Genomic DNA, 18,561 nt, shown 5'->3' on the forward strand with positions numbered 1-18,561 from the left:
GCACAACCGAAAGCTCGTGAGGGGTCACCGCGACATGACACTACGCCAGCCCGCAGAGACCCCTACGACACGCCGACCTAACAAAGCACTACTAGGCAGTCGCCTCTGGTACTACAGGCGCCTCTGCGACCCTCTCGTGGTTCGACGGCGAGAGCCAGTTCGCGTCGGACAATAGCCGGCTCGTGCGACGCAGGACGGGTCATCACGAGCGCCAACGCGAGCGCAGGATGGCATCCACGGCTCCCTGCCCCAGGCCCTCCCTCAAAGCCGGGCCGGCCCCTCGTGGCGCCACGAGTGCTCATGAATGGCGCAGTGCGTGCATGTGCGGCGTTGGCTGCACCCGGTGAGCTTGGCGAGCCAGCCGTGGAGGTTCTCTTCCGGTGGGTACGCCTCCCTTGCGCGAGGAGTCGTTCGGTTAGGTCCGCTCGCGTCATCCACGGATCGCATACCCGCGTCCTATACGCACAAACATGTGGTGTGGGGCCGCCAGGGCTGTGCCTGGCGGCATCGCGGCCGACGGTCCGTGGAAATTTCCGGGGTAGAGAACGCCGGGCCCTGATCCCAACGGCGGGTCGCGCGTCCCGCCGACTTCGGTAGCGCTGTTTCACGTGAAACATTGAGATCGCAATTCGGGGAGGGATCGGTGAGTGTTGGGACGGGGAGGCCCCGTGCCGCACTCGGCCAATCCCTCGCAGCCCACTTCCGGCAGTTCGCCGAACTTGACGAACCGCACGCATCGTGGCGTCGCCTCGTGTCCAGACGGGTCGCGAGACGAGTGTTCGCCGAATGCATGTCCGTGTGGAGCCGGCCAACGCATGGCGGCACAGCCCGTCCAGTGCTAGGACGCGAAGGCGCCGAGATGAGCTCGGCAGGTCCCGAGATGAGCTCGGCAGGTCCCGCACAGCAGTTGAGCCGAGCTAAAAAATGACGAGCGGCGGTGCGCATAGAACCCGTCGGGCGGCGCCGGGGCCACGGTCTCACCCTCGGCGGTTCGGATGGGGAAGGTAACAACATGTGGGGTGCGTTACCGCCATGGCGGAACGAGGCCCGACTTCGTGTCGAGGCAAAGTGCGTCCAGCCGTATGCCATCCCCTTGTGCCGTGCTGCGAACGTTCGGCGGGGCGGCCAGGTTCACGGACGACGCGCTTCCTCCCGGCACCGAGTGGAAGAGAACAGAGTGTGCAGTGCGGCCCTCGGGGCAAGCTGCGGGGCGGAGCGCTCGAGTGAGGAGTCCTGCTGGCTTCAGTACGACCGGACCGCGCTGTCCCGACCCTCCAGACTTCGGTCGGCCGCGCCTTCCCGACCTCCAGGCCTCGGCCGGCCCTGCCGTGTCGGCGCCCCAGTCCTCGGCGGGTAGTTCGTTTGCGAAAAGTCGGCTTCGGCGTCGTGTCCGCGTCGCCGTGCGGGACTCGTGGGCGACGCGCTCGACCGCTGCTGGACGTCCCATTGGCGCGCGCGTCATCTGTCAGCGCACGATCGAACCGTCCGGTGTTGAGTCCAGTGCTGGCATCGCTCTCGTCTTCGCTGGGGCACATGCTGTGGTTGGGTCAGGGCAACGGGACGATGGGCCGGACGAATCGTTCCCTGCGTCACGCCTATCTCTGGCCACCAACGCTGGTCCGAACGCTTGGCGCTACCCCCTCTGAGAACGAGCGGCGTGCGCGCGGCCCAAGGGTAGTCGCCGCCTTGGCGGTATCCGGAGCCGCGCGGCGCAGTCTGTGTGCGGCAGACGCACCCCTCGCTGACGCGGCGTCGAAGCGAAGGTGGCCGCGCGCGGCACTGCCAGCGAAGCCGGTACCTCGCCCACAGTTTGCTACGGGAGCCCAGGGACGGCACACCGTTGAACCTCGTGCAGCCACTGGACCGCACGCGGCGGAACCCGCGACATCCCCGTGGTGTGCAGCGGGACGATCGAACTCCCGGTGAACCGAGGCCGAGGTTTCGGAACGCGCGAAGTCTGGCGGGCAGTAGTAACGCCTCGCCCCTTCACGCCAATGCTCGGGGCTGGCTGCACAGGCGAGGGACGTTCGGTCGACCCAGCGAACTCTCGGCGAGTTCGATCGGCACGAGAATGCATGGTTTCACGTGAAACCAAAGTTCGTCCGCATCGGCTCCGTGGGTTGTACGACCCCCCGCGACCCGGCTTCGAGATCCGCTCCGGGCGCATCGCGCCGGAGGGCGTCGAGACTGAGCGCACGGAGCGGGAGGGCGTTCGAGATCGAGCGCACCGCGCTGGAAGGCGTCGAGACTGGAACGCCGATCCGAAAGCCGTGGAGACTGGAGCGTCCATTCGGAAGGCGTCGAGATGGGCGTCGAGGTCGATCCGCCCCGTCGCCGGTCGACGTCAACGCGCCCGCCGCTCGCCGCAGATCGTGGTCCCCTGGAGCGACCGGTGTGGGAGCGCCGAGACGGTGGAGACAACGGAGATGGTGAAGGTGGTGTGGCGCTGGTCCACTGCACGGAGGCAGGAACGGCACCGCCGACATCGGGAGCCGCATGTCGGCCCGGGCATCTCCAGTTGGGCACGATCTCCTCGTTCACGCCGGCGTACAGGTCGGCCCGCTCCCCCGGCTCGGGTGGTGCGCTTGCCCCGTCACCGGTTCGGGCCACGAGCTCGCAGGGCGTTTCGTTTCGGTGTTGCCTCGGCCGGAAGGGGGCTGCCGCCACGCTTCCCCTTGGCCGGTCGCCGCTGGGCGCGTCGGTCCCACCGAACATCGCCGGCATAGCCGCAGCAGACCGCAGGACCGCAGGACCGCAGGACCAGCTACTCGCGCCCCATCCAGGTGGCCACGCATGCCTCGTTGCCTTCGGGGTCGGCGAGGACCCACCACCTCGGCGCATACGCGTCGGTGACCAGACGGCCGCCGGCGGCCAGGGCGGCGGCGATCCGTGCTTCGGCCTGATCGTGCGGGACGGCGACGTCCAGGTGGATACGGTTGCGCTGCAACCGCGGGGCATCCATCCGCTGAAACTCGAAGCCCGGGCCGCGGCGCACCGGATCGGCCAGGTAGTCGTCGCCGATGGGGAGATACCCCAGCAGCGCCTGCCAGAACGGCAGTACGTCCGCGACGACGAGTGCGTCGATCGTGACGTTGATGAGCTGCACGCCGGACGGGTCGGCTGGCAGGCCCAGCCCCGCCGCCGCAGCGGAAATCCGTCGGGCCAGTGCGACGTCGCGGTTCAGCAGTGACACCGTGACGCCGGTGTGCCGCAGGTCGACTTTGAGGTGTTGCTCGTCGGCGCCGGCGACCCGGCCGATCTCCTCGACGAACGCGACACCTTCGGCGAGTGATCCGGTCCTGAAGTACGCGGCGACGACGTGGTACAGGACTCGCCAGTCGTCGACGCCGTCCGCAGCGTGGAACTGCCTGGCCGAGATCCGTGCAACCATGCCGGTCAAGCTACACCAGGACGGGCCGGCCGGCGGTGCTGGTGCATCGCGCTGCCGCCTGCAAGCAGCTCCACACCGACGACACCTCCTGGCTCTCGCGCACGATGAACGACTGATCCGGGCAGGCGGACCGCCCCCACACCCCGTCTCGGTCGAGGTCCAGACGAGCTCGGCTCCGCCGCCGGCGTCGGTGACCCAGCGCGCTTGGAGCCGACTCTCACCGTCGGCGGCTCCGAGTCAACGGAACCCCCGGTTGCCTTCCGGCGCGGGTGCCTCGCCTTCACCCTCACTCCAGACCAGCGGGAGGGTGCGGGATGCGTCGCCCAACCCCTCCCGCCGGGGCGAAGCCAGGCCCCCCGATCGCCGCAGACGACCCGTCGTGCCGAGCCCGGCTGAACGGGATCCGTGCCCAGTCAGCGGTGATGAGCGGTGGGCCCGATGCCGTATGCGAAATGGCGTCCCTCGACCCGAGTACGGGGTGCCGAGCCCTGGTCAACCGGTCGGCCGGGTGGCCCGTTGAACGAGACCCGCGCTGGCTCGCCAGACACGCACCTACAAGGAGTGGTCCGATCTGACGCGAGGGGTCGGCGGTCATGCCGTCGAGCTCCGGATCAGCGAGGTCTACGAGAAGGAAGGGCCGGCCCGGTAACCGAAGGGCCCAGGCAACGCGTCTGCTGGCGGCCGACCTCCGGGCAGAAGGTGCGTGGCTCCCCCAAGCGAGCCCGCGGTGCAAGGACCTCGGCTTGCCGTCTGGACGAGACACCGCGCGGAAACGGGGAACCCCGCCAACCCGGACGGCAGCGTAAGAAAGGCAGGAGGTGCAGGTCGGGATGACAGGGGACCAAACGGTGGGCAGGGCACAGGATGACGGCCGAGCGCGCTCCGCTGCGGCCGACCATCGCACTGGCCCTGGCACTGCCCGCCGGGCTCGTCCTGCTGGTGGCAGGAGCCCGGACGGCGGGCTGGGCAGAGCATGGCAGAAGGGCCCAGCGGGTCGACCAGAGGGAATGCAAGTCGCGGCGGAAGGCGGGGACTGAGGGGTCGCTGCCACCACCGGATCGGGGGCGACTGGTGCGGGATGGCTGGAACAGGCAGACGTCGTGACGGCAGATGACTATGTGCAGCGAGACGATTACGGAAAGACATTCACCGGCGAGCGACTCCCCCTCGGGCGGTCGTGGAGTCGGCAGTCCTGCAAGCGACGAGAACACCGGCGCTCCATGGCGGTGTGGGCGGGTTCCCGGGTGTGCCTCGCCCGCGCCCTCACTCCGGACCAGCGGGAGGGTGCGGGATGCCTCCCCCTGCCAAAGCCGCGTGTGGGCCAGGGCCAGCCCTCTCCCTGGTGTCCGAGAGGCAGACCCCCACCCGTCGAGGGTGGCTGTCCGGCACTTGGCCGGCAGCGCGCCAGGGAGTCCGAGCCGCGCGAACTCAGCCTGTGGATCGCCCACCAGGCTGTTTGTGGGTATCCACAGGTACGCATGCCCAAGGTCAACGATCTACACAGGGCCCCTGCGGTGCGATGAAGGTCACGTATCGCCTGTCCACAGGCCTGCACTGTCCTCTTTCCACAGCCGAGGGCAGGTTATCCACAGGTCCTGTTTCACGTGAAACACAGCCCCCGTTCCGTCCGAAACCCCGTATTCGCAACGGGAAGCGCACGTAGAAACACCTGGCGGCGGTCAGCACACCCCGTTCGTGGCCGTCGTCACGATGCCGCATTCCACAGGCCCTCGGCTCGGTATCCACAAAGTTATCCACAGGCCGACCACCGCCTGTGGTTTCACGTGAAACCCGGCCCGGAAATCCACAGGCGGGGGAAGACAGGACTGCCTGCCTGGGCTAGATTCTGCAGGTGGCCGATACCCCGATGCCCCTTCCCGGCTTCACTACGTGGCCCTCGTTCCCGTTCGAGGGTGACTTCAAGATCAAGCATCTTGACCCGCCGGTGGAGACAGAGCCTGCCCGCAAGGGCGAAGACTCCGCCGACTGCACCGCCTGCACGGCTCCCGATGACGCGTACATCTGGGTGAACGAGCGCTGGCGCGTACGCACCATGGACCGCCCGACCGGTCTGCCGATGGTGCTCATGCTCGAGCCCCGCTCGCACCTGGACCTGGGTGACCTGCCGAACCTGCTCGCCGCCGAGCTCGGTGTCATGACGGTGCGGCTTGAGCGGGCCATCAGGTCGCTCGACAGCGTCGCGCGGGTCCACGTCTACCGGTGGGGTGATGGCGCGGCCCACCTGCACGTCTGGTTCATGGCACGCCCGCACGGCCAGCTCCAGCTGCGCGGCACGTTCCTCCCGCTGTGGGACGACATCCTGCCGCCCATCCCGGAGGACCAGTGGCGGGAGAGCCTGGCGCACGTCGCCGCGTGGCTCGCCGAGTTCGGTGGCACCCCGCTGGCCCAGCCGCCCCGCATCGACTGGCAGGCGCCGGCGAAGCTGACCGACGACTAAAGCCGCCGGACAGCCCCCGCCGCCGAGGGCGCGGACTGCATCCCGAAGACGGGCCGAGGCGCGCGCTGCAGACCGAGGGCGAGCCGAGGATGCGGACGGCGAACCGAAGGCGAGCCGATGACTCGAGCGGCGAACGGAAGACGTGCCAAGGACTCGGACGGCATACGGAAGACGAGCCGAGGTCGCCGAAGGGCATACCGAAGACGACATGAACAGCGCGAGGGCCGCAGGTTCGGGTGAACCTGCGGCCCTCGCGCTTCGTCCGGTGGGGTACGTGATCCCGGGTCGGGTCAGGCGGGCGGGCGGTCGGCGGCGCGCGTCACCAGGCGGGCGATGACGTCGCCCAGGTCGAGCCCGCCGGCCTGCACGGCCATCGGCAGCAGCGACGTCTCGGTCATGCCCGGTGAGACGTTCACCTCCAGCACGGTGCAGTCCCCCTGCGGGGTCACGATCAGGTCGACCCGGGACAGGTCGCGCAGGCCGAGGGCCTGGTGCGCCGCGAGCGCCGTCTTGACGACCGAGGCGCTGGTCTCGGCGGAGAGCCGGGCGGGCGCGTGCCAGGTGGTGAGGCCCGCCGTGTACCGGGCGGCATAGTCGTACACGCCGTTGCTGGGCACGATCTCGACGGGCGGGAGGGCGAACGGCCCGTCGCCCAGGTCGAGGATCGAGACTGCTACATCGACTCCCTCGACATAGCGCTCGACCAGCGCCGTCTGGTCGTACGCGAAGCAGCCGACCATGGCCGCGGGCAGTGCGGCGGCGTCGCGCACCACCGCGGCGCCGAGGCCGGACCCGCCCTGGGCGGGCTTCACCATGAGCGGCAGGCCGAGTCGCTCGACGATGCGGTCGAGCACGGCGACGGCGCCGAGTTCGGAGAACCGGTCGTGCGGCAGCGCGACCCATTCCGGGGTGGGGATGCCGTACTCGACCAGCACCGCCTTGGCGGAGGGCTTGTCCCAAGCGAGGCGGGCCGAGCGGGCGTCGGGCCCGACGTAGGGCACGCCGCACAGGTCGAGCACGCCGCGCAGCGAGCCGTCCTCCCCCGTGGAGCCGTGCAGGGCGATGAAGACGGCGTCCGGCGGGTCGGCCTTGAGCGCGGGCAGCAGGGCCACGTCGGCGTCGAGCAGGTCCGCCTCGACCCCGGCCGCGCGCAGCGCGTCGAGCACGCGGCGGCCGGAACGCAGCGAGACGTCACGCTCGTAGGACAGGCCGCCCGCCAGCACGAGGCAGCGGAGGTCAGGGCGGACGGCTGGCGTGCTGGACGGTGCGGTCACCCTCGAATCATGCCAAGTCGGGACCGGGCGTGTGCGCACCGGGCCGCGGCAGGGCGGTCACGGCGTCGAGCGTCCCGGTGTCCCCGAAGACGGCACGGACGGCGAGCTCCTGCTCGACCACGCCGGCGAGGCGGCGCACGCCCTCCCGGATGCGCTCGGGCGCCGGGAACGAGAAGTTGAGCCGCAGGTGCTGCTGGCCGGTGCCGTCGGCGTAGAAGCCGGTGCCGGGCACGTAGGCGACGCGCGCGGCGATGGCGCGGGGCACCATGGCCTTGGAGTTGAGCCCGGCGGGCAGGGTGGCCCACACGAACAGGCCGCCGGCCGGGTGGGTCCACGTGGTGCCCTCGGGCATCAGGTCGGACAGCGCGGTCAGCATGGCGTCGCGGCGCTCGGCGTAGATCTGCTGGTACGTCTTGAGCTGCTGGCGCCAGGGCATGGTGGACAGGTAGGTGCTCACCACGGACTGGGCGAAGTTGCTCGGGCACAGGATGTTCGCCTCGGTGGCGATCACCAGCTTGTCGCGTACCGCGTGGGGGGCCAGGATCCAGCCCACCCGCAGACCCGGCGCGAAGGTCTTGGAGAAGGTGCTCAGGTAAAAGACGCCGTCGCGGCGGCGGGCGCGCAGCGGCCGCGGCGCCTCGCCCTCGAAGCCGAGCCGGCCGTACGGGTCGTCCTCGATCACGAGCAGCCCGGCCCGCTCGCAGATGTCGAGCACCTGCTCGCGGCGCTCCTCCGACAGGGTGACGCCGGCCGGGTTCTGGTAGGTCGGGATCGTGTAGAGGAACTTGACCCGGCGGCCGAGCCGCCGCTGCTCCTCGATCGCCGCCTCCAGCGCGGCCGGGATGAGGCCGTCGTGGTCCATGGCCATGTGCACGACCTGCGCCTGCGCGGCCTGGAAGACGCCGAGCGCGCCGACGTAGGTCGGGCCCTCGGCGAGCACGACGTCGCCCGGGTCGAGGAAGAGCCGGGCGATCAGGTCCAGGGCCTGCTGGCCGCCGATGGTGACCACGACGTCGTCGGGTGACGCGCCGACCGAGCCGTCGATGCCGACGTCGGCCATCAGCGCGCAGATCTGCTCGCGCAGCTCGGCCATGCCCTGGCCGAGGCCGTACTGCAGCGCGCTGGCGCCCTGCTTGGCGACCAGCTCGCCGATGACCTCGCCGACGGCGTCCAGGGGCAGCGCGGAGATGTAGGGCATGCCGCCGGCGAGCGATACGACCTCGGGCCGGTTCGCCACGGCGAAGAGAGCTCGGATCTCGGAAGCGGTCATCCCACCGATACGCTGCGCGTACCGGTCGGTGTAGTCGTCGAGCGTGGTGCCCGTCTCCGACACGGTCCCTCCCCGGCCTGGACAAACAGTTGGCTGTCAAATCGTACGCTGGGTCAGGTGACCACTGAACCGACATTCGGTCGAATCCATCCTCCGGGATAGGTGCAGCGAGGCTGTAAACGGGCGTAAAGTCAGTTAGTTGGCTCGGCAACGAGTCGGATATTCGGCATGCGCGGCATTGCCGCGGTAGGAGCACGGAGCTGCTCATGTCACGCAGAGTGGTGAACCTGACGCTGGACACCCTGGAAGACCTGCCCAAGGGTTGTCGCAACTGCGTGTTCTGGGAGCTTGATCCGGTTTCGGCGGAGCGCGCCTGCGCCGCCGGGGATCCGGGCCTGGAGAAGGAGGCGTGGGTCTCGCAGACCCTGCTGGAGTGGGGATCCTGCGGCAAGATCGCGTACGTCGACGGCATGCCCGCCGGATTCGTGCTCTACGCCCCGCCGATGTACGTCCCGCGTGGCAACGCGTTCCCCACCTCGCCGGTCTCCCCCGACGCGGTGCAGCTGATGACGGCGCACGTGGTCGCCGCGTTCGCCGGGGGCGGGCTGGGCCGGGTGCTGATCCAGTCCGTGGCCCGCGACCTCGTCAAGCGCGGCATCCGCGCGATCGAGGCGTTCGGCGACGCGCAGTTCGGCGAGCAGGCCGAGGAGGACTCGCGGCAGTTCAGCTGCCTGGCCCCGGCCGACTTCTTCCTCGCCGTCGGCTTCAAGACGGTCCGCCCGCACCCGCGCTTCCCGCGGCTGCGGATGGAGCTGCGCACCGCGCTGTCCTGGAAGTCCGACGTCGAGTACGCGCTGGAGAAGCTGCTCGGCTCGATGAGCCCCGAGCTGCTGCGCCCCGGCGTGCGGCCGGCCGTGCGCAGCACCACCAACTAGGTCCGCGGCAGCGGGGCGCGGGCGGCCAGGTCGGCGCGGTCGGCGGCGGCCTGCCCGGCGGCCCAGCCGGCCATGTTCCCGATCCGCGAGGTGTTGCTCACCCGGTTCGGGAACAGGTCGTCGAAGGCCGCGGTGACCGCCTCGGTGCGGGCCGCCAGCACGGGCACCAGGTCCGTCCCGGCCGCCGCCGCGGCCTGCGCCTCGTGCGTGGCCTCGCTCAGCCGCTCGCCGATGCGCTGGGCGTACGCGCTGAGGAACGCCTGCCGGAACGAGCGCACGTCGTTGCGGCCGTACCGGTCCTGCCGCGGGTTCGCCGCGGTCATCGCGCGCACCGCCTGCACCAGCAGGGAGGTGTAGAGCAGCTCGACGGCGTCCAGGTCGGGCTCGAACCCGACCATCGTGCTCAGGCCGAACTCCTTGAAGTTGACCGCTCGGCAGCCGTTCGCCTTAGCGACGACCTGCAGCAGCATCGCCTTCGGGCCCTCGTACGGGTTCGCGATGACGATGCGGCGGGTGTCCGGGCCGTCGCCGCCGCCCGCCGTGGCGTCCAGCAGCGCGTGGTCGATGCTGTGCCGCGCCATCAGCTGCTGGGCCTTCGCGCTGAAAGCCTCGGCCTCCTCCGGGAACCCGGTCGACTCGGCCTTGGCCAGCAGCGCCCGGATCCGGTCCAGCATGCGCTGGTCGGCCTCCCGCGTCGCCCGGCTGGTGCCGCGCCGGGGCGGGATGGGCGTGCCCGGTGCGTGCCCGGCCTTCTCCATCGGCGGCAGCTCGTGGTGCAGCCAGCGCATCAGCTCGAAGGCGCCCCCGAGCACCTTCAGCCGCTCCAGCCCGTGCCGCTGCCCGAACTCGGCCAGGTGGTCGGTGTCCGCCGCCCACCAGACGGTCGCCTCCAGCGCTTCGAGCTGCAGGTGCCAGCGGGCGGTCACGGTCTCGGGCGCGTGCGCCCGCATGCGGGCGGCGGAGGCGTCGCTCAGCAGCCGTGCCATCCAGCTGGTCGTGGCGCTCGGCGCCTTGACGCGCGCGGCGAACCTGCGCAGGGCGTGGTCGAGCTCCACCGGCTGCCAGTGGAGGTCCCAGGCGTGCTGCACCGACAGTCCGATCGCGTGCAGGGCCGCGGCCCCGATCGCGCCGGGGTCGAGCGTGCTGGCGTACACGTCGTCGCAGGCCTTGCGGAAGCGCCGGTGGTCGCGGTACGCCAGCGCGCCGGTGACCTCGGCGAGCATCCGGTCGGCGTACCGGCGGTGCGCGTCGGCGGTGGGCGCGTCGGCGGGAGGGGTGGCGGGCACGGCGCTCAGCTGGGCAGCGCCATGCGCAGCGCGCTGACGTCGATGGTGCCGGTCTTCACGTCGATCTCGACGGGGTAGTACATGCGCTGCACCGCCGCGACGATCGCCTCGACCACCCGCTCGCGGAACATCGGGTCGATGAGCTGCGCCCGGTCCTTCGGCGAGGTGAGGTAGCCGACGTCGACGCGCACCGCGGGCATGCGGGTGTAGCGCAGCAGCTCCCAGGTCTTGGCGTGGGTGTGGCAGTTGCGCAGGCCGGTGCGGGCCACGATCTCCCGCTGGACCAGCCCGGCCAGCCGCTCCCCCATCGTCGAGGTGACGCCGTTCTCGGTGCCGTAGTGGTACGTCGCGACGCCGTCGGCCTGCGGGTTGTGGTGCCCGTCGATGTGCAGCGAGATCAGCAGGTCGGCGCCGAGGTCGTTGGCGAGCTGCGCCCGGTCCAGGTCGCTGGGCGCCTCGATGGGCAGCGGACCCCGGGTCAGGTGCACCCGCATGCCCGCCGCGGCCAGGCGGCCCTCCAGCCGGGTGGCCAGGTCGTACGCCAGGTCGGACTCGGTCCAGCGCAGCGGCCCGTCGGGCACCACCACGCCGGGATCGGAGCCGCCGTGCCCCGGGTCGATGATGATCTGCCGGCCGACCAGGCTGGGACCGCTGTGCCGGAAGGTGACCTCCTCGCGCAGCTTCAGCGGCGAGCCGCCGACCACCTTGCGGCCGAGCCGGCGCAGCATGTGCAGCGTCTGCGGGCCGCAGGAGCCGTCCGGGGTCAGCCCCATCTCGCGCTGGAACGCCGACAGCGCCCGCGCCGTACGGGGCCCGTAGGTGCCGTCGGTGCGGCCGACGTCGTACCCCATCTCCAGCAGCCGTTCCTGGAGCTGGCGGACGTCGTCGCCGCGCAGCGGGTTGGTGACGCTGTAGTAGAGCGTGCGGGCGCCCAGCGTCCACCGGGCCGCGTCCAGCGCGCGCCACGTCTCCGCGCCCACCTCGCCGTCGACGGAGAGCCCACGGTCCTGCTGGAAGGCGCGGACGGCCCGCTCGGTGGGCGGGTCGAAGTGGTCCGCCTCGGCCGCCTCGGCGGCAGGCTGGAGCAGGCCGAGCGCGATCAGGATCGACCTGATCTCGGTGACGGCCGGGCCGCGCTCACCGCGCTTGATGGCTCGCACAGCGGACCTCCTGGAAACCTCACAAATGCCACCGGAGCCTACCGCGCCGCACCGGCCGGCAGTGACCTCGCACCTGGCTCGAATCAGCGCGCCGCCCGGTTACCGGCTTTCCCGGATACGACAGTGTGCGCCTGTCCGGTCCCCGGCATGTCGCGGGGCTCTGAGCCGCAGCTCAGAGCCCCGTGCGAACCGCTGCGACGGGCAGCGTCAGAGTGCCGACTCGATGAGCCGGACGATGTCGCCCTTGGGCTTGGCACCCGCGACCGACTGCACCGGCTGGCCGCCCTTGAACAGGGTCAGCGTCGGCACCGACATCACGCGGTAGGCGCGTGCGGTCTCCGGGTTGGCGTCGATGTCCAGCTTGACGATCGTGACCTGGTCGGCCATCTCGCGCGCGATCTCCTCGAGCACCGGCGCGACCTTGCGGCACGGCCCGCACCACTCGGCCCAGAAGTCCACCAGCACCGGCTTGTCGGACTGCAGTACGTCACTGACGAACGTCGCGTCGGTGACCGCCTTCGCGGATCCCATTCGGGTCTCTCCCATCCTCAGAAAAACTTCGTTCACGTCGTGGTGCCGGCCGGGCGGCCGGCGGCGCTCGGTGCGCCAGGCAGAGCCGCAACTTCCTGGCGCTCAGTGCGCCAGGCAGAGCCGCAACTTCCTGGCGCTCAGTGCGCCAGGAAGCGCTCGGCGTCCAGCGCCGCGGTGCAGCCCGTGCCGGCCGCGGTGATGGCCTGGCGGTAGGTGTGGTCGACGAGGTCGCCCGCGGCGAAGACGCCGGGCAGGTTGGTGCGCGTGCTCGGGGAGTCCACCTTCACGTAGCCCTCGTCGTCCAGCTCGATCTGGCCGCGGAACAGCTCGCTGCGCGGGTCGTGGCCGATGGCGACGAACACGCCGGTGGCGGCCAGCTCGCGCTGCTCACCGGTGACCACGTTGCTCACGCGTACGCCGGAGACCTTGCCGTCGGCGCCGACGATCTCGTCGATCACGGTGTTCCACTCGACCGAGATCTTCTCGTTGGACAGCGCCCGCTCCGCCATGATCTTGCTGGCGCGGAACTCGTCGCGGCGGTGGATGATGGTGACGTGCTCGGCGAACCGGGTGAGGAACGTCGCCTCCTCCATCGCCGAGTCGCCGCCGCCGACGACGACGATGCGCTGGCCCTTGAAGAAGAAGCCGTCACAGGTGGCGCAGGACGACACGCCGTGGCCGAGCAGCTCCTGCTCGCCCGGCACGCCCAGCGGGCGCCACGCCGAGCCGGTGGACAGGATCACGGCACGGGACTGGTACTCCCGGTCGCCGACCCAGACCTTCTTCACCTCGCCGGACAGGTCCACCCGGGTCGCGTTGTCGGTGATGAACTCCGTGCCGAAGCGCTCCGCCTGCTTGCGCATCTGGTCCATGAGCTCCGGGCCCATGACACCGTCGGGGAAGCCGGGGAAGTTCTCCACCTCGGTGGTGGTCATGAGCGCGCCGCCCGACTCCACGCCCTCGATGAGCAGCGGCTTCAGGTTGGCCCGAGCTGCGTACACGGCCGCGGTATAGCCGGCCGGACCCGAGCCGACGATGATCAGGTTTCGGACGTTCTCCACGAGACGCGCTCCCTAGGATCGACACGAACACTTCGCGCCGTGCTTGTCGCAGGCTGAAACGCCATCGTACGGAGCGGGCATTCCGTAACGTGCCCAGCGGTGGGTCAGCTCACTGTGTCTAACTCAGCGGTGCCCGGAACAGCTCGTCGGGGCCGTTCTCGCCGCAGCGCGCACCGGCCACGAACCACCAGCCGCCCTGGCCCGTGTCGAGCCTGAGCACCACGGCCGGCCTGCCCTCGAAGCGGGCGAAGTCGACCGAGGTGACGGTGCCGGGCACGGTCGACTGCACCGCCGCCAGGCAGCGGCTCAGCGCCTCGGACGAACCGGCGAGCCGCTCCAGCCCGCTGGGCGCCCGCAGGGCGCCGCTGTCCGTCGCCCGGCTGCTGGTGGACAGCGGCGCGACCTCGGTGCTCTTGGCCGTGGCCGGCTCGCTGGCCTGGGCCTGGGTGCGCACCGCGTCCCGCAGGTCCTCACGCCGGTAGTCGGTGCCGCTGGCCACCGCCGGGATGGAGCCCGCCGCGGACCACACCTCCGCGGACGGGGCGTCCGCGGCCGCGGGCGCCGCCGCCTCGTCCTGAGCCGTCATGCCGAGCGGGCCCAGGGGCAGCGCGACACCCGCCACGACCAGCACGCCCGCCGCCACGGCCACGGGCATGGCCCAGCGGCGCCGGCGCCGGGCGGGGCGGCCGGAGGGCTCGGTGCGCGCCAGCGTCCGCTCTCCCGTCCCGCTGCGCGGCGCGGCGGCCGGCACGGGTGCGAACTCCGGCGAGGCCAGCAGCGCGTCGAAGCGGGCCGCGACGTCGGCGGGCATCGGCTCCGGGGTGCCCGCGAAGGCGGTCAGGTCGGCCGAGACCAGGGACAGCGCCGCGCGCAACTCGTCGGCGGCGGTGTGCCAGGCCGGGTCCTCGGCGATCAGGCGCGCGACGCGGGCCTCGTCCGGGGTGCCCTCCAGCGCGCCGCCGACGTAGTCGGCCAGCAGATCGAGATCAACTGTGGTCATCAGAGCCCCCCTCTCGGTGCGACGTCCTGCGTCCGTGTCCCTCCGACGTCGGGTGAGGCGCTCAGGTTGCGCAGGTGGCCCAATATCACGGCGAGCCGCGACCGGCCCCGTGAGCAGCGGCTCTTGATCGTGCCCTCGGCCACGCCCATCATCTGCGCGACCTCGGCCACCGAGTAGCCCTGCAGGTCGACCAGGACCAGCGCGGCGCGCTGCTCGTACGGCAGCTCGGCCAGCGCCGCGCGGACCACCATCGCGGTGTCGTGGTCGGTGCTGGGCGCGGCGGGCTCGTTGCGGGCGGGGCCGTGCCGGTCGTCGTCGTCCGCGCCGGCCTGGCCGGGCAGCGGCACGGTGGGGTGGGCCTGGCGCCGCCGGAGCCGGTCCACGCAGGCGTTCACGACGATGCGGTGCAGCCAGGTGGTGACGGCGGCCTCGCCGCGGAAACGGGCGGCGGCGCGGTGCGCGGACAGCATCGCCTCCTGCAGCGCGTCCGCGGCGTCCTCGCGGTCGCCCGCGGTGCGCAGCGCGACCGCCCAGAGCCGGTCGCGGTGGCGGCGGAACAGCACCCCGAAGGCGTCGGGCTCGCCGGCGGCATGGGCCGCCAGCAGCTCGGCGTCCGTTCGAGGGTCCGGCCCGGTCACTGCACCTCTACCACGATCTCCTGCACGCCGACGCGGAACCTGCTGGCATTCTCCGAGTCCTTGGGCAGCTGCGAGATCCAGACCATGAGGTACTGGTACGGCGTGGTGGCGTCGGTGGCGAACACCATGGTGCTGCCGGAGTCGGAGCCGAACACGGTCGCGCCCTCGACCCGCTTGAACGTGTCGACGATGGTCTGGTCGCCGGCCTTGGTCTGCGGCGCGTCGGCCGGGCCGGCCTGCAGTTCGGCGGAGGTGCCGGTGTCGGTCAGCTGAAGCTTGACGCTGGACACGATCTGTGGCTTGTCCAGCTTGATGAGGATGCCCAGGCCCTTCTTGGGCTGGGCCGGGGTGCCGAAGTTCTGGTTGTAGTAGCTGGTGCGCCAGTGAGAGTTCACGTCGCCGTCGATCATCCGCTTGGCCTGGCTCGCATTGTCGCGGTCGCCGTACGGATCCACGATGCGCACCTGGTCGTCACGCAGCACGAGGGCTTGCGGCCGGGGCGCAACCGTCGCGCTCGGCTCGACCGAGACGACGGGCGACGGGGCGGCGGCCGGCGGCTGCGTGGCGTCGGCGTTGAGCGCGCGTACGGCGAGCACCAGGCCGGAGACGACCAGTGCCAGCGCGACACCGCCGGCCACCATGAGCTTCGGCGTGGCGGCGCGCGGGGTGGGCTCGGCGGCCTCCTCGGCGAACCGCAGCGTGCCGTTGCCGCCGAGCAGCAGCCGCTCGCCGGTGTCCAGCCGGGCCAGCTCGGAGGTCAGCACCTGCGCCGAGGGCAGCGCCAGCTTGCCGTCGAGCAGGTCCATGACCAGATCGTCGAGGTACGTCGGGACGCCGGCGCGGACCTGGCGCGGCGCGACCAGGGCGCCGGTGCTGTCGCGGCGGCCGTCCGGCAGCGCGGACTCCCGACCCGCCTCGGCCTTCGGCCAGTGGCCGGTGAGCAGGAAGTAGGCCAGCGCGCCGAGGCTGCGTACGTCGGCCTCGTTGCTGGTGTTGGCGTCGACCCGGGCGTCGGCGAGCACGACCCGGCCGTCGCCCGCGATCAGGACCGTGCCGGGGTGCACGTTGCCGTGCGCCATGCCGCTGGTGTGCAGCGCGGACACCGCGTCGGCGACCGCGTGCAGCACCGACGTGGTGCGCTCGGCGTCGAACGGGCCCTCCTCGGCGACCAGGTCACGCAGGGCCGTGCCGTCGATCCACTCGCGGATCACGTACGCCCGCTCGCCCTCGTCGATCGCGTCGTAGACGCCGATCAGGTTGGGGTGGACGACGCGGCTGGCCGTGACGGCGGCGGAGAGCATCTCCTCGGCCGAGGAGCCGCCGGGCGTCCGCAGCACGAGCGCGACCGGCCGGCGCAGCACCACGTCGACACCGCGCCAGACCTGGCGGCCGGCGCTGTCGTTGTTGATGTGCTCCTCGAGGCGGTAGCGCTCAGCGAGCACGTCGCCGACCGCCAGCCCGCCCAGGGGTTCGGCAGCCGACCCGGCCGCGGTTGGACCCTCGCCGACCTGGGTCACCCCGTCCTCCCTCGTGATGCAGTCGCGCATTTCTACCCGCTCGGTGGCGCCAGTGATCGGACTCAGCGCACACGTCGAGGACGTCGCTTGTTGTCCGCTATCTAGAGAGCCTAGGCGTTCCGCTCGGTTGCCGAGTGCGACCTTACAGCTATCCGACGAATCGGCGCAGGGGCAAGGGGCCGTTCCAGGACTCGAACCTGTATCAGTCGGCGGTACGGATACTCGGTGCGGGTGGCACAAAATAGCTACGCTTCCTCCATATCGGGCAAATTCGACAGGGAGCGGCACGATGGCGGACGCGGCGACGGTACGGGCGGGCTACGCCTTCGACGGCCCGGCGCTGGAGCTCGGCGCGCTGGTCGGCGACGGCGGCAAGGCCCAGCCCGACTGCCCGGTCCGGGTGCCGCTGGCCATGCTCAACCGGCACGGCCTGGTCGCGGGCGCCACCGGCACCGGCAAGACCAAGACCCTCCAGGTGATCGCCGAGCAGCTGTCCGCCGCCGGAGTGCCGGTGTTCCTCGCCGACATCAAGGGCGACGTCAGCGGCATGGCCGCCCCGGCGGCCCCCGACGGCCGGATCACCGAGCGGATGGCCGAGCTCGGGCAGCCGTGGACGCCCACCGCGTACCCCTGCGAATTCCTCACCCTGGGCGGCAAGGGGGTCGGCGTGCCGATCCGGGCCACCGTCACCGACTTCGGGCCGCTGCTGCTGGCCAAGGTCATGGACCTCACCGAGGTGCAGACCTCCTCGCTCAACCTCGTCTTCCACTTCGCCGACGCCAAGGGCCTGCCGCTCGTCGACGTCAAGGACCTGCGCTCGGTGATCCAGTACCTGGTCTCCGAGGAGGGCGCGGCCGAGCTCAAGAGCCTCGGCGGGCTGTCCTGGCAGACCGCCGGGGTGCTGCTGCGCGAGCTGATCGCGTTCAGCGACGCCGGGGCGGACGCGTTCTTCGGCGAACCCGAGTTCGCCACCACCGACCTGCTGCGCACCGCCCCCGACGGGCGCGGCATGGTCACCATCCTGGAACTGCCCGGCGTCGTCGCCCAGCCCGCGCTGTTCTCCTCGTTCCTGATGTGGCTGCTCGCCGACCTCTACCAGGAGCTGCCCGAGGTCGGCGACCCGGACAAGCCGAAGCTGGTCTTCTTCTTCGACGAGGCCCACCTGCTGTTCCGGGACGCCGCCAAGGCCTTCCTGGAGTCGATCACCCAGACGGTGCGGCTGATCCGGTCCAAAGGCGTCGGGGTCTTCTTCGTCACGCAGACCCCCAAGGACGTCCACGCAGACGTGCTCGCCCAGCTCGGCAACCGGGTCCAGCACGCGCTGCGGGCGTACACGCCCGACGACGCGAAGGCGCTGCGGGCGACCGCGTCCACGTTCCCGAAGTCGGACTACGACCTCGAGGAGGTGCTGACGCAGCTCGGCACCGGCGAGGCGATCGTGACCGTGCTCAACGAGAAGGGCGCGCCCACCCCCGTCGCCTGGACCCGGCTGCGGGCCCCGCAGTCGCTGATGGCCGCCGTGGACCCCGCGGTGCTCGCGGCGATCACGGCGGGGTCGCCGCTGGGCGCGAAGTACAGCCAGCCGGTGGACCGCGAGTCGGCGTACGAGATGCTGGCGGCCCGGCTCGCCCCGCCGCCCGCCCCGGCTCCCGCTCAGCCCCCGGCGCCCGCTCCCCCGCCGCAGGCCAAGCCGGAGCCGAACCTCGCCGAGCAGATCCTCGGCTCCCGCACCACCAAGCGCCTGCTCACCACCGCGGCCGCAGCCGCCGGCACCGCCATCATCCGCTCCATCTTCGGCACCCGCCGCCGCTGACCCGGCGCCTGCCGTTCCCCTACCGCAACTCTTGAAGAGTTGCGGCATCGGTGACCTCCGGAGACAGCGACTCCTTCGGAGTTGCGAGCGCAGCCGCGGGTCGCGCCGGCGCGGCCGGCGGACGGAGGGCGTGGTCGAGGAGGGGCGGCCGGCGGGACGGGGCCGCAGTTTCGGGGGAAGTGTGGGCATGACGAGCCGCGAGGCCGCAGTTTCGGGGAAACTGCGGC

General features: G+C 71.4%; 12 protein-coding genes and 1 pseudogene. 3 read left to right on the top strand and 10 right to left on the bottom strand.

The genetic code is table 11. The features are described from left to right. Positions 1-2,764 precede the first annotated feature (2,764 nt). Complete coding sequence (locus AB0J67_RS31390) at positions 2,765-3,391, bottom strand: VOC family protein (protein ID WP_363487627.1); 627 nt, start codon at positions 3,389-3,391, stop codon at positions 2,765-2,767. A gap of 1,852 nt (positions 3,392-5,243) precedes the next feature. Here AB0J67_RS31390 and AB0J67_RS31395 point away from each other — a divergent pair. After that, positions 5,244-5,837, top strand: a pseudogene (locus AB0J67_RS31395) (hypothetical protein); the annotation flags it as partial. A 302-nt stretch (positions 5,838-6,139) separates the two neighbouring features. On the opposite strand, the gene AB0J67_RS31400 reads toward AB0J67_RS31395, so the two are convergent. Beyond that, positions 6,140-7,123: a D-alanine--D-alanine ligase gene (locus AB0J67_RS31400; protein ID WP_363487629.1), complete on the bottom strand. Its 984-nt coding sequence runs from the start codon at positions 7,121-7,123 to the stop codon at positions 6,140-6,142. Between the two features lie 7 nt (positions 7,124-7,130). Further along, a complete protein-coding gene (locus AB0J67_RS31405; RefSeq protein ID WP_363487648.1) occupies positions 7,131-8,393 on the bottom strand; it encodes a PLP-dependent aminotransferase family protein in 1,263 nt (420 codons plus the stop codon). 266 nt (positions 8,394-8,659) lie between these two features. Between AB0J67_RS31405 and AB0J67_RS31410 the strand changes: the two genes are divergently transcribed. After that, a complete protein-coding gene (locus AB0J67_RS31410; RefSeq protein ID WP_363487631.1) occupies positions 8,660-9,328 on the top strand; it encodes a GNAT family N-acetyltransferase in 669 nt (222 codons plus the stop codon). On the opposite strand, the gene AB0J67_RS31415 is transcribed toward AB0J67_RS31410, so the two are convergent. The 7 genes from AB0J67_RS31415 to AB0J67_RS31445 all read right to left on the bottom strand — a co-directional run bounded on the left by AB0J67_RS31415 (position 9,325) and on the right by AB0J67_RS31445 (position 16,521). Further along, complete coding sequence (locus AB0J67_RS31415) at positions 9,325-10,614, bottom strand: DUF2786 domain-containing protein (RefSeq protein ID WP_363487633.1); 1,290 nt, start codon at positions 10,612-10,614, stop codon at positions 9,325-9,327. The genes AB0J67_RS31410 and AB0J67_RS31415 overlap by 4 nt on opposite strands. Positions 10,615-10,619: 5 nt before the next feature. Continuing rightward, a complete protein-coding gene (locus tag AB0J67_RS31420) occupies positions 10,620-11,774 on the bottom strand; it encodes an N-acetylmuramoyl-L-alanine amidase (protein ID WP_363487635.1) in 1,155 nt (384 codons plus the stop codon). A gap of 207 nt (positions 11,775-11,981) precedes the next feature. Continuing rightward, on the bottom strand, positions 11,982-12,305 hold the full coding sequence (gene trxA / locus AB0J67_RS31425) for a thioredoxin (protein ID WP_203752969.1): 324 nt from the start codon (positions 12,303-12,305) through the stop codon (positions 11,982-11,984). 137 nt (positions 12,306-12,442) lie between these two features. Then, positions 12,443-13,366, bottom strand: a complete 924-nt coding sequence (trxB, locus tag AB0J67_RS31430; protein WP_363487638.1) for a thioredoxin-disulfide reductase — start codon at positions 13,364-13,366, stop codon at positions 12,443-12,445. 118 nt (positions 13,367-13,484) lie between these two features. Then, positions 13,485-14,366, bottom strand: coding sequence for a hypothetical protein (locus tag AB0J67_RS31435; protein WP_363487640.1), 882 nt, complete (start codon positions 14,364-14,366; stop codon positions 13,485-13,487). After that, positions 14,366-15,004 (bottom strand): RNA polymerase sigma factor SigM, encoded by a 639-nt coding sequence (gene sigM / locus AB0J67_RS31440; RefSeq protein ID WP_363487642.1) that lies wholly within the window; start codon positions 15,002-15,004, stop codon positions 14,366-14,368. The genes AB0J67_RS31435 and sigM overlap by 1 nt, the downstream gene beginning before the upstream one ends. After that, a complete protein-coding gene (locus AB0J67_RS31445; protein WP_363487644.1) occupies positions 15,001-16,521 on the bottom strand; it encodes a protein kinase family protein in 1,521 nt (506 codons plus the stop codon). Before AB0J67_RS31445 ends, sigM begins: the two co-directional genes overlap by 4 nt. A 289-nt stretch (positions 16,522-16,810) precedes the next feature. Between AB0J67_RS31445 and AB0J67_RS31450 the strand changes: the two genes are divergently transcribed. Further along, on the top strand, positions 16,811-18,334 hold the full coding sequence (locus tag AB0J67_RS31450; protein WP_363487646.1) for a helicase HerA-like domain-containing protein: 1,524 nt from the start codon (positions 16,811-16,813) through the stop codon (positions 18,332-18,334). The last annotated feature ends 227 nt before the right edge of the window (positions 18,335-18,561 follow it).

Source organism: Catellatospora sp. NPDC049609 (assembly GCF_040675365.1).
Taxonomy (GTDB): domain Bacteria; phylum Actinomycetota; class Actinomycetes; order Mycobacteriales; family Micromonosporaceae; genus Catellatospora.